Origin of the sequence: Kribbella sp. NPDC026611 (genome assembly GCF_040638345.1) — a bacterium.
Lineage (GTDB): Bacteria > Actinomycetota > Actinomycetes > Propionibacteriales > Kribbellaceae > Kribbella.
This window is the reverse complement of sequence record NZ_JBEZYC010000002.1, coordinates 447,118-458,917: the sequence shown is the minus strand read 5'-3', so window position 1 is coordinate 458,917 and position 11,800 is coordinate 447,118. Positions and strand designations below refer to the sequence as shown.

9 protein-coding genes and 1 pseudogene are annotated in these 11,800 nt (G+C 70.0%); 5 read left to right on the top strand and 5 right to left on the bottom strand.

Features of this window, described 5'->3' with window-relative positions; translation table 11 throughout:
- Nucleotides 1–64 precede the first annotated feature (64 nt).
- On the top strand, nt 65–1,276 hold the full coding sequence (gene lhgO / locus AB0E69_RS08310) for an L-2-hydroxyglutarate oxidase (protein WP_360141635.1): 1,212 nt from the start codon (nt 65–67) through the stop codon (nt 1,274–1,276).
- A gap of 48 nt (nt 1,277–1,324) precedes the next feature.
- Here the strand turns inward: lhgO and AB0E69_RS08305 are convergent, their stop codons facing one another.
- Together AB0E69_RS08305 and AB0E69_RS08300 are read right to left on the bottom strand one after the other, a co-directional pair.
- On the bottom strand, nt 1,325–1,711 hold the full coding sequence (locus AB0E69_RS08305; RefSeq protein WP_360141633.1) for a VOC family protein: 387 nt from the start codon (nt 1,709–1,711) through the stop codon (nt 1,325–1,327).
- A 22-nt stretch (nt 1,712–1,733) separates the two neighbouring features.
- Nucleotides 1,734–2,615: a YafY family protein gene (locus tag AB0E69_RS08300; RefSeq protein WP_360141631.1), complete on the bottom strand. Its 882-nt coding sequence runs from the start codon at nt 2,613–2,615 to the stop codon at nt 1,734–1,736.
- 153 nt (nt 2,616–2,768) lie between these two features.
- On the opposite strand from AB0E69_RS08300, the gene AB0E69_RS08295 reads away from it, so the two are divergent.
- The 3 genes from AB0E69_RS08295 to AB0E69_RS08285 all read left to right on the top strand — a co-directional run bounded on the left by AB0E69_RS08295 (nt 2,769) and on the right by AB0E69_RS08285 (nt 6,174).
- Complete coding sequence (locus tag AB0E69_RS08295) at nt 2,769–3,149, top strand: YciI family protein (RefSeq protein ID WP_360141629.1); 381 nt, start codon at nt 2,769–2,771, stop codon at nt 3,147–3,149.
- Nucleotides 3,150–3,170: 21 nt separating this feature from the next.
- Entirely contained in the window at nt 3,171–4,379 is a 1,209-nt protein-coding gene (locus tag AB0E69_RS08290; RefSeq protein WP_360141627.1) for a sigma-70 family RNA polymerase sigma factor, read from the top strand.
- A 76-nt stretch (nt 4,380–4,455) separates the two neighbouring features.
- Nucleotides 4,456–6,174: a cytochrome c biogenesis protein CcdA gene (locus AB0E69_RS08285; RefSeq protein ID WP_360141625.1), complete on the top strand. Its 1,719-nt coding sequence runs from the start codon at nt 4,456–4,458 to the stop codon at nt 6,172–6,174.
- A gap of 22 nt (nt 6,175–6,196) precedes the next feature.
- Here AB0E69_RS08285 and AB0E69_RS08280 read toward each other — a convergent pair whose 3' ends face one another.
- Nucleotides 6,197–6,577 (bottom strand): alpha/beta hydrolase, encoded by a 381-nt coding sequence (locus AB0E69_RS08280; protein WP_360143028.1) that lies wholly within the window; start codon nt 6,575–6,577, stop codon nt 6,197–6,199.
- Between the two features lie 127 nt (nt 6,578–6,704).
- Nucleotides 6,705–6,980, bottom strand: a pseudogene (locus tag AB0E69_RS08275) (alpha/beta fold hydrolase); the annotation flags it as partial.
- A 122-nt stretch (nt 6,981–7,102) separates the two neighbouring features.
- Here AB0E69_RS08275 and AB0E69_RS08270 point away from each other — a divergent pair.
- The gene (locus AB0E69_RS08270) at nt 7,103–9,898 is read left to right on the top strand and encodes a BTAD domain-containing putative transcriptional regulator (protein WP_360141623.1); all 2,796 of its coding nucleotides are present in this window, start codon (nt 7,103–7,105) and stop codon (nt 9,896–9,898) included.
- Here AB0E69_RS08270 and AB0E69_RS08265 read toward each other — a convergent pair.
- Nucleotides 9,873–11,783: a protein-arginine deiminase family protein gene (locus AB0E69_RS08265; protein WP_360141621.1), complete on the bottom strand. Its 1,911-nt coding sequence runs from the start codon at nt 11,781–11,783 to the stop codon at nt 9,873–9,875. The genes AB0E69_RS08270 and AB0E69_RS08265 overlap by 26 nt on opposite strands.
- Nucleotides 11,784–11,800: the final 17 nt, after the last annotated feature.

The window sequence follows — 11,800 nt, the reverse complement described above, 5'->3', positions numbered from 1 at the left end:
CCCGACAGTAGCTGTATTTCCGGGCCGGCTTCCGGCTCTCTTGGACGAGCATTGAGGAGAGTCGATGGGAACTGCGGTAGTCGTTGGTGGCGGGATTGTCGGGCTGGCCGTGGCGCGGGCGCTGCAGCGGCGCGACCCCGGTACGCCGGTGATCGTCCTGGAGAAGGAACCGTCGGTGGCGGCCCACCAGACCGGGCACAACTCCGGAGTCGTGCACTCCGGGCTGTACTACCGGCCCGGCTCGCTCAAGGCACGCTTCGCGGTCGCCGGTGGCGCCGCGCTCCGGGAGTACTGCGAGAGCAAGGGCATCCCGCTCGACGTCCCCGGCAAGCTCGTCGTCGCCACCACCGAGGCCGAACTGCCGCAGCTCGACCGGCTGGCTGGGATCGGGCAGGAGAACGGCGTACCGGTCCGGCGACTCTCGCTCGAGGAGGTCGCCGAGCGCGAGCCGCACCTCCGGGTGAAAGGCGCGCTCGCCGTCGAGTCCACCGGTCGTGTGGACTTCAAACTGGTCGGCAGCGCGCTGGCGGACGACGTCCGCGCGGCCGGCGGCGAGATCCGGACCGGCGTCACGGTCACCTCGGTGCAGAACGTGGGAAACGCCGGGAACGCGGGGAACGTGGTCCGGGTGCACACCACCGACGGTGTCATCGAGGCGGAGCGGGTCGCGGTTTGCGCGGGGCTGCACAGCGACCGGCTGGCTCGGGCGTCGGGTCTCGAGCCGGGGGTCCGGATCCTGCCGTTCCGCGGTGAGTTCAGCGAGATCGTGCCGGAGCGCGACTTCCTGGTGAAGGGACTTGTGTATCCCGTCCCGGATCCGGACCTCCCGTTCCTCGGTGTGCACCTGACCCGCGGCATCGACGGCGGCGTACACGTCGGACCGAACGCCGTCCCCGCGCTGGCCCGCGAGGGGTACACGTGGGGGAAGATCGTGCCGCGCGACGTCTGGGAGTCCGCGACGTACCCCGGCTCGTGGCGGCTCGCCCGCCGGTACGCCCGGACCGGCGCGAAGGAGATCGCCCGCTCGCTCACCGGCCGCGCCCTGGTCCGCGAGGCGCAGCGGATGCTCCCCGAGCTCCGGGTCGCCGACGTACGGCGCTCTGGTGCCGGCGTCCGCGCGCAAGCGGTCACCCGGGACGGCAAACTCGTCGACGACTTCCTGTTCCTGCGCGACGGCCGCGCCCTGCACGTGCTCAACGCACCCTCACCCGCGGCCACAGCCTGCCTGATGATCGGCGACCGCATCGCCGAAGAACTCTCCGCCGACCGAGCCTGAGGGTACGGGCGACCTCCTCGCCGGACGGGTCCGGCGAGGAGCATTGCATCAGGCCGCCGGTGGGGCGAAGATGCCGAACTGGTTGCCGGACGGGTCGCGCAGGTACGCGAACGTCGGCGCGCCAGGGGCGGTGTCGAGGTGGCGGCTGACCACCGATCCGCCGAGCTGCTCGGCGTCGGCGCAGGTCGCCGCGACATCGGCGACCAGGATGTAGAACACCGCGTGGTCGGGGACCTGCCCGCCGGTGCCGAAGATGCCGCCCATCGGAGCATCGGCGCCGGAGGCCTTGATGTTGCGGTAGTCCAGGTCGCCGGTCGCGACCGAGCTGCCGTCGAAGGTCCAGTCGAACAGACTGCCGTAGAACTTCTGGGCACCGTCCGGGTCGCTGGTGGCGACCTCGAACCAGCCGAGCGTGCCGGGAGCGGGTGTGGTCATCGGAACTCCTTCGTCGTGACGATCATCCACCGGAGCGGCGGATCGAACCCACCGTCGCAGGCGTTCGCGACACCCGTATGTCGGTGTTCGACGCAGGATGTGAGAGCTGCGCCGGCCGGGGTGTCGGCACCGGTTTCAGCACTGGGTTCGGCACTGGGTTCGGCACTGGGTTCGGCACTGGGTTCGGCAGGAGGTCTTCAGGTCGGAGCGCGGCCTCGGGCAGCTTGGTCGCATGGCCGTCGACCCGGGGGTCGGCGGCCGCCGCCGACAGCCGCCGGAGCGGTGAGTGCTCGGCCGCGGTGATGCGGTCCATCCGGAACACGCGTTCTTCCTGCCGCAGCTGGCACCAGGCGGTGAGGTACGAGCCGTTCGGTCCGACGACGACGTGCTGCGGCTCCACGTCGCGCTCGGTCGTGATGCCGCCGGCATCGATGTAGCTGATGCGCAGGACCTGGTTGTCGCGCACCGCCTGCCAGATGCGCTCGGCAACCTCCGCGTCCGGATCCGGCACCTCTCGGACGAGCAGGCGGACCTTCGCCGCCGTCGCCCTGGCTTCCTCGAGGGCCCGCTCGGGCATCGCGGCCACGATCTTCTGCAGCGCACTCCGGGCGTCGCCGGAGAACAGCACATGCTCGCTGCGGCTCAGCGCCACCGCGATCGCGGTCGCCTCGCGCGGTGTGAAGTTGAGCGGCGGCAGGCTCATCGACCGGTCAACGCTGTAGCCGCCGGTGCGCCCTTGTTTGGTGGCGAGCGGTACGCCGGCCTGCCCGAGCGCACTCAGATCACGCTCGATCGTCCGCACGCTGACCTCGAACCGCGCGGCCAGCTGCCGCGCCGTCCGCCCCCGCCCACCCGCAGCCCGAAGCTCCTCGACCAGCGCATACAGCCTGTCCGTCCGATTCATACCCGCACGCTAGCCGCGCCCATGGACAGTCCAGAGACAAGTTCAGGGACAGTATGAGAGACGAGGATCGAGTTGCCCGGGCTGTCCTGATCGGGCGCTCGGCTTTCGTCATCTGGTGAGAGCGGGACCAGCCCGCCGATCCTGGGAGTGTCGATGAATCAGTACGTGCTGTCCGTGTACGACGTAGCGGGCGAGCCCAACCGGGTGCCGTCCACGCCCGAGGAGATGCGGGCGTTCATGGGCCGGGTGATCGCGCTCGAGGAAGAGATGGACCGCGCCGGCGCCTTCGTGTTCGGTGGTGCGCTGCACGGTCCGGACGCGGCCACGGTGGTCCGCGGTGGCACCGGGCTGGACAAGGTGACGACCGACGGCCCGTTCGTCGAGGCGAAGGAGCATGTCGGCGGCTTCTACATCATCAACGCCGACGACCTCGACGCGGCGCTGGCCTGGGCGGAGAAGGTGGTGGAGGCCATCGATCACGACATCGAGGTCCGGCCGTTCCGGGCCACCGGACGCGTCCAGGACGGACGCTGAGGAGACGAGCGGGATCGGCCGGTGGAGCAGCACGCGGAGGAGGTCGAGCGGACGTTCCGCGCGTCCCGCGGGAAGGCCGTGGCCACGTTGATCCGGCTGTACGGCGACATCTCGCTGGCCGAGGACGCCGTACAGGATGCGTTCGTGACGGCTGTCCGGCGCTGGCCGCGGGACGGGCTGCCCGACAATCCAGCCGGCTGGATCGTCACCACCGCGCGGAACCGGGCCGTCGACGTCGTCCGGCGGAACCGGCGCGGCCGTGAGCTCGCCGTCAGCACCGCTCGGGCCGCCCTGAACGCTGACGGGTCGCCGGACGAGGACGACGACCAGCTCCGGCTGATCTTCACCTGCTGTCATCCAGCGCTCGGCGTCGAGCACCAGGTCGCGCTCACGCTCCGGCTGATCGGGGGCCTGTCCGTCGCCGAGGTGGCCGCAGCGTTCCTGGTGAGCGAGGAGACGATGGCCAAGCGGCTGGTGCGCGCGAAGTACAAGATCAAGGCCGCGGCGATCCCGTACCGCGTGCCGGACGAGACGCAGCTGCCGAGCCGTCTGCGCGCGGTGCTCTCGGTCCTCTACCTCGTGTACAACGCGGGCCTCGAGGACCGCGCGCGGAGTGAGCTCCGCACCGAGGCCTTGCGACTGGCCCGGCTCCTGGTCGCGCTCATGCCTGGCGAGCCTGAGGTGGCCGGGCTGTTGGCACTGGTGCTGCTCAGTGAGGCCCGCGTCCCGGCGCGTGAGTCACAGGGGACGCTCGTGTTGCTGAAGGATCAGGACCGATCGCTCTGGGATCTCAGGCTGATTGGCGAAGGACAGGCGCTGGTGCTGGCGTGTCTCCGTCAGCGGAAGCTCGGGCCGTTCCAGCTTCAGGCGGCCATTCAGGCGATGCACTGCGCCGCGTCGCGGTACGAGGACACGAACTGGCGATCGATCGTGTGGTTCTACGATCGGTTGATCGCGGTGATGCCGACGCCGGTGGTCGCATTGAACCGAGCGATCGCGGTCGGGGAGGTCGACGGGCCGGCCGCGGGATTGCGTCTCATCGATGAGGTCGCCGGAGAGCTCGCGGCGTACCACCCGCTGCATGCTGCGCGCGGGGCGCTGCTTCGATCGCTGGGTCGAGAGTCCGAGGCCGCCGCGGCGTACGCGCGAGCGGCCGAGCTGGCTCGCTCGGAGCCGGCGAGGCAGTTCCTTCAGGGCCGGGCGGAGGCGATTCCACCGGCAGGGGGTTGAGCGGGCGACCCATCCGGTAGGTGCTTGGTGGCGAAGGTTTGATGTCCGTTTGGAGTACCACCTTGGGAGTACCGGCATGTTGACGCTTGCGCTGATTGGGTTGCTGGGTGGATTGATCACCGGGGTGTCGCCGTGTGTGCTGCCGATGCTGCCGATCATCTTCTTCGCCGGGTCAGCCGGGTCAGCCGGGTCAGCCGGGTCAGCCGGTTCGGCAGGCGGCGGCAGGCGGCGGCCGTTGCTGATCATCGCCGGGATCGTGGTCAGCTTCAGCGTGTTCACGCTGCTCGGCTCGGTGATCCTGTCCGCGCTCGGACTGCCCGACGACTTCCTGCGCTGGGTCGGACTGGTGGTGCTCGGCCTGGTCGGGCTGGGACTCATCGTGCCCGCGCTCGGGCACCTGATCGAGAAGCCGTTCTACCGGTTGCCGAAGATCAACCGCCCGGACAACGGCGCGTTCGTGCTCGGTCTCGGGCTCGGGACGCTGTACGTCCCCTGCGCGGGACCGGTGCTCGCCGCGATCACGGTGGCCGGGGCGACCGGGAACGTCGGGTCCCGGACCGTGGTCCTGACGGTGTCGTTCGCGATCGGCGCCGCGCTGCCGCTGCTGATCTTCGCCTCGGCGGGATCGCGGATCTCGCAGCGGGTGAAGGCGTACCGGGAGCGTGCTCGCGGTTTCCGGATCGCCGGTGGTGTGGTGATGCTCGCGCTCGCGGTCGGACTGGCGTTCAACCTCACGGACCTGATCCAGCGCACAATCCCGTCGTACACCAGCGGGCTGGAGCAGAAGGTCGCGGAGAACAAGACCGTCCAGGGCGCCCTCGCGCCGGCGATCGGCAATGCGTCGACCGAGCTCTCGAAGTGCACGCCGGGCGCCGCCGAGCTGGCCGAGTGTGGCCCCGCGCCGCAGTTCCAGGGCACGCAGAAGTGGTTCAACACCCCGGGCGGGAGGCCGGTCGGCCTGGGGGAGTTGAAGGGCAAGGTCGTCCTGGTCGACTTCTGGGCGTACTCCTGCATCAACTGCCAGCGCGCCACCCCGCACCTGCTCGCCTGGGACAAGGCGTACCGCGAGCTCGGCCTGGAGATCGTCGGCGTGCACTCGCCGGAGTTCGCGTTCGAGAAGGACGCCGGCAACCTGGCCGCCGCGATCCGCTCCGAAGGCATCCGGTACCCCGTTGCCCAGGACAACAACCTGGCCACGTGGACGGCGTACCGGAACCAGTACTGGCCGGCGAAGTACCTGATCGACGCGCAGGGGACGGTACGGTCGATCAAGTTCGGCGAGGGCTCCTACGGGCAGACCGAGGACCAGCTCCGCAAGCTGCTCACCGAGGCCAGGCCAGGTCTGCAACTGCCGGCGCCGGTCGACGGGACGGTGAAGGCCGACACCGGCGTGGCAGGCCGGACCAACGAGACGTACCTCGGTTATTCCCGGTCCGCGAACTTCAAAGGCACCGGTGCCCTCGCGCCCCGGCCCACGGCGACCTCGTTCGTCCTGAACGAGCAGCAGCCGAACGACACGTACAGCCTCGGCGGCCGGTGGGTCGTCGGTACGCAGAGCGTCACGTCGACCACCGGCGCCCAGTCCCGGCTGAACTACAACGCCGCGAAGGTCTACCACGTGCTGTCCGGCCACGGCACGGTCACCGTCTCGATCCCGGGCCAGGCCGACCGAACCATCACGGTCGACGGCACACCGAACGCCTACCAGCTCGTCGACACCCCGGACGTGCACCGCAGCACGATGACGCTGACCTACACCGCCGGCGTCTCAGCCTTCACCTTCGCCTTCGGCTAAGAGTCCCAGCCTGAGACGCAACCTACAGATCCAGCTGCGCGACGATCGTCTCGATGTTCTTGACCAGCGATACGTGTCCCTCGCCGGGGACGAGGTGTGGGGTGGCGGTTGGCACGTGCTCGCTCAGCCAGGCGCCGTGGGCGTGCGGGACCATGCGGTCCTGGTCGCCCTGCCAGATCGAGACCGGGACGCGGATGCTCGCGAGGTCGAAACCCCAGTCGGCGAGGAAGGCGAGGTCGTCGTCGCGCCAGCCGGCGTACCCGGTCGAGACGGCGTTGCGGCAGGACTCGGCGAGGTAGTCGGCGAGACCATCCCGGACGGCCTGCTTGTCGACCTCGGAGAGCAGGTCGCCGAACGCCCCGATGATGTCGCTCGCCTGAACCGTCCGCAGGGCGCCGCCCATCTCGCCGAGGAACTTTCTCCAGCGCCTCGACGCTGGTCGCGGCCGCGCCGAACTCGGCCACGTTCTCCTCGCCCATCCCGGCCATCCAGTCGAGCCCTTCGGCCCGGTACGGCGCGACGCCGGCCAGGATCGCCGCGGACCGGCACCGGTCCGGCAGCAGCGCGGCACAGGCGAGCGCGTGCGGCCCGCCACCCGACCATCCGATCGTCACGAAGTCGTCAGCCCCGAGCGCGTCGAGTAGCGCGCTGACGTCGCTCGCCACGTCTGCCACTGTCCGCCCTGGGTGCGGCGTGCTGTCGCGGTACCCCGGCCGGCTGTGCGTCACGAACCGCAGACCGTGCCGCGCCGCCGCCTCGGCAACCGGCGGCAGCCTGAGCGCGACGCCCGGCGTGCCATGGTGCATCACCAGCGGACGCCCGTCGGCCGGGCCCTCCACCAGATAGTCCAGTACCCGCCCGTCGGAAAGCTCCAGTCGCTCCATACCTGGCATCGTAAGAGCCTTGGCAACCCGGCTATCGTGCGCGGGTGGAGTTCAGGCTGCTGGGGACGTTCGAGATCTGGGACGGCGACCGCGAGATCCGGATCGGGCGCCGGCAGGAGCGGGTGATCCTCGCCGCGTTGTTGCTGAGGGCAAATGACGTCGTCGGGGTCGACGAGCTCGTCGACCTGGTCTGGCCGGAGGGCACGGTCGAGGGCCGAGGCGCCGTCCAGGTCTACGTGTCCCGGCTCCGGAAGGCGGGCGTGCGGATCGACGGGACTCGGGACGGGTACGCCGTAGTGGTCGAACCGGAGGCGGTGGACGCGTTCCGGTTCCGGCGGTTGGTGGCCGAGGGACGGCGGACGGTCGATCCGGTGGAGCGGTCGGATCGGCTGCGGGCGGCGCTGGACCTCTGGCGCGGGCCGGCGGTGGCCGACGTGCTGCCGGAGCGGTACAGCGCGAGTCTGGCCGAGGAACGCCGTACGGCCGAGCAGGAGCGGATCGACGCTGACCTCGCCGCCGGGCGGCATGAGGCGTTGGCGGACGAGCTCGCCGAGCTGGTCGCGGCGGATCCGCTGCGGGAGCGGCTGGTGATCGCGTGGATGACCGCCCTGTACCGCGCTGACCGGAAGGCGGCGGCCTTGACGGCGTACGACGACCTGGCGCAGCGGCTCGCCGACGAGTTCGGGCTCGATCCGGCGCCCGCGGTACGGCGCTTGCGCGAGGCGATCGTGCGTGACGACCAGGACCTGCGCGGTCCGAGTCCGGCGGACGATCCGCCGCGGGAGCTGCCGGTCGACATCTCGGTGCTGGTCGGCCGGGACGACGTACTGGCTGAAGCGGTGGAGGTGCTCAAGGCGGACCGGGATCGGGCGTCGGTGTACTGCTTGTGGGGCGCGGCCGGGGTGGGGAAGTCCGCGGCCGGGACGCGGATCGGGCATCTGGTCGCGGAGGCGTTCCCGGACGGTCAGCTGTTCGCGCGGATGCAGGACGTGCGCGGTACGCCGGTGCCGGCGCGGACGTTGCTCGGGCGGATGCTGCGATCGCTGGGGGTCGTGCCGGCAGCCATTCCGGATTCCGTCGAGGAGCGAGCGCGGCGTTTTCAGGAGGAGACGGCCGAGCGGAGCGTGCTGGTCGTGCTGGACGACGTACCTGATGGCGATGAGGTCGAGTTGTTGGTGCCGCGCGGGGCTCGGTGTGCGGCGATCCTGACGTCGCGCCGGCCGCTCGCCACCGAGGCGGTGCATCGGCAGGTGTTGCCCTTGGACCGGGACACGAGTCGCGGGCTGTTGAACCGGCTGGTCGGGCAGTCGCTCGGCGATCAGGTGGACGCTCTCGTGGCGGGTTGCGCGGGGTTGCCGTTGGCGTTGCGGATCGTCGGGGCGCGGCTGGCGTTCTCGGGTGCCGACGCCCTGCCGACGATGGTCGGGCTGGACTCGATGGTGGCGGGGGATCTCGCCGTACGGACGAGTCTGGATCGGACGCTGGCGCTGGCCGATCCCGAGGCTCGGCTGGTGTTCGAGCGGCTGCCGCTGGTCGGGGTGACGGAGTTTCCGGCGTGGGTTGCGGCGCCGTTGCTGGACTGCGACGAGGCGACGGGCGCGACGACGTTCGGGCGGTTGGTGGAGCTCGGACTGGTTGAGCTAGTCGGCGGGCAGGACTACAAGATGCACGACCTGGTGCGTGAGTACGCGACAGAGTTGTTGACGGATCCCGATGCGCCGAGGAGGCGGTACCTGGCGACGGTCCACCGGTTGGCCGCGCTGGCAGATGTGGAGCTGAAGCACGGGATGACGCTGGCGTCGCATCTGGAGATTCCGGACGAGCCGGTGCTGCCGGTCGCTGAGGGCGAGGTCGTCGAGGATGCCGCGGTGTGGTTCGGGCGGTCGTGGCAGCTGGTGACGGCGGCGGCGTACGCGGCGCTGGACGCGGGCGAGACCGAGCTTGCCGGGATTCTGGGGCTGCGGCTGAACGGGTACCACCTGATCAAGGAGCTGGTCGAGCCGCGGATCGAGCTGCTCGAGGCGATCCGCGACGCGTTGGAGGTGACCGGGCCGTTCGAGTTGTTCGTGCGGACGGAGATCGCGCTCGCCCCGGCGTACCACCGGAGCCCGGCGGAGGACCTGGTCGCGGGGGAGCGGTTGCTCGACCTCGCGAACCGGGCGGAGTCGCCGTACCTGCAGGTGCGGGCGCTGATCGAGCTGAGCAACGCGGCGCGGTTGAGTGGCGATCCCGAGCTCGCCTTGGTGCACGGCAACCAGGCGCTGGCGATCGTCGACCGGCCGGGTGGTCCGGAGTCGACCCGTTCGATCGTGCTGCGGACCCTGGCATCGGCCCACACGGATCAGCAGGACTATGTCGCAGCGCAGGTCCGCTTCGAGCAGATCCTGCAGCTGAGCGTGCCTGGCAGCCTGATGGAGGGCGTCGACCTGGCCATCCTCGGCGAGATCAAGCTGGAGCTGGAGGAGCTGGATGAAGCCGAAGCGCTGCTCCGCCGGGCGGCCGACAATTTCCGCGCCGTCTCCAGCTACTACCACCTGGCCTGGCCGACCTCTCTCCTGGCCCGACTCGCCGTCCGCCGCGACCGCCTGGAAGACGCCGCCGAGCTCATCGGTGACGTGAACGCCTGGTTCGAGGATCCACCCCGTGCCGTCGAGGTCCACCTCCGCGCCGCGGAGGCGGACCTCGCCATTGCCTCAGGCAACTACGACGCGGGCCGCCGGATCCTCCTCGACGCGATCGCCAAGTCAGAAGCCCGTGGAGACGGTCAGATCGCGGCGGCCCTCCGTCAGGTCCTCGAGTCCCACAGCAGCCGGGTCAGCTCGTCCACCACCGGTTGCTGAGAGAGTCTCTGAGGGTGTTGGTAGCGCAGTGCAGCTCGCCCTCGGAGACGTGCGTGCTGATCAGGTCGCTCACATACGTGACCTGGTAACCGATGCGGCCGAGCGCCTTGTCGATCGCCGCCGCGAACAGGTCTTTGCCCCCGACAACAGGTCCGTACGGCGTCGGCGCCAGGTAGTGACCGGGGTTCAGCACGAGTCCGTTCACTGTCCCGGGGACCTCGGCAACGCCCTCGCGCAGTGCGTCGAGTTGCGCCTGCTTCGCGTCGCGCTCCGGCCCGGCCGGCAGCGAGTTGACCTCGGTCTCGAGGATCGCCCAGTCCAGCGACCGGGCCGTGTACAGCGCCGGGACCCGAACGACGTCCGCGGCCTTCAGCCCGCCCCTGGCCTTCAGTACGGCGAGGTTCGCGGAGATCTTCGCCGCCGCCTGCTCGTTGGTCCCGACGAACTGTTTGTCGGCGAGGAACTCGTTCACGCTCCGCTGGTCGATCCGCTCGTCGTACGGCCATTCGAGCGGTGGCAGATTCCCGTGCAGTTTGTCGGCGCCGTGGCCGGTACGCCGTACCTGGTCGAGGATCTTCAAGCCTGCCGTCGGGTCCGCGACCACCGCACGCCAGCCGAGCCGGCTCCCCGGCACCGGGACGAACTGGATGAACTCGTCGACGTGCCCGATCGTCAGCCACGACGTGTCGACCGAGATCGGGTCCTGCACACCCTGTGACTTCAGCAGCGTCAGCATCTCGGGCGCCGGCCCGTGCGCGGGCGTACCGTCACCACCGATGACGATCCGGCCGTTCGGGTACTGCGGAGTGGCCGGGATCGTCTCCAGGTTCCCCATCGAGTCGTAGCTGCTGTTCTCGTCCGGCGACGGCACGTGCTCGACGTGCACGGCCGCGACGCCCGGCCCGGCCAACTCGGTGAAGATCACCCGGGATGCGACCCGACGGTCGTCGTTCGCCGATCCGATCAGCACCTTCATGCCCTGCGGTCGTCCGTCGGGTCCAGGCATCGAGGTGTACGCCGGCTCGAAGATGTCCTGCGTCCACTCGTCACCGCTCTGGTCGAGCCGCCGGAGCCCACCCGGTGCGCCGGTGGACTTGATCAGCTTCTCCGCGTCCGCCCGCCATTGCTTGCCCTCGGCATCTTCATCACCGGTGGCTGCCGTCAGCACCTGCTGCAGCCGCTGGGTGTTCAGCTGGGTCAGGACCGGCGCCTCGCGCATCGTGACCGTGCTCGAGCCCGCACCGGCGACTGTGAGCGTAACCTTCGCCGTACCGTCCCAGACTGCGGAGTCGCGAATGACGTCACGGCCCTCGATGCCGAGCTCGGCGCCGTGGCGCAGCTCCTGCGCGCTGAGGCGGGTGGCTGGCTCCCAAGTGGTGCGTTTGACAAACAGATGGACCCGGTCGGGCACCGATACGCTGAGCGTGCCGACGGCATCGTGCGGAGCGGTTGCCCAGGGCATCGTGCGGATCCGGGCCAGATCGCGCTCGTCGGCGGCGCCGTTCACCACGTTGTCCGCGGCATCGTTGCAGGCGGCAAGCTCACGATCGGCCAGGTTCTGGTGCTTCTGGTGCGCGCGGACCAGCTCCTGGTACTCGCGCTCCGCCTTCTCCCGGTCCGGTTCCTTGTCCAACTCCTCCTTACGCTTCTGGAACGCCTCGTCGTTGGCCGCCTCCCGATCGACCGCAGCGGCGGCAATCTTCTTCGCCGGGGCCTGACAGCGGCCGGAGTCGTCGTCGAGGTTGGCGAGGAACAGGCCACGGCCGACCGGGTCGAGCCGCAGCCCGCCGAACGCAGTACCACCGGCGGTGGCTGCGAGCGGAGCCGCCGCAACAAGCCCACCAGAAGCAACAATCGACAGAAGTGCACGAGGCAGAACTGACATCAGCTACGAGTCCTTTG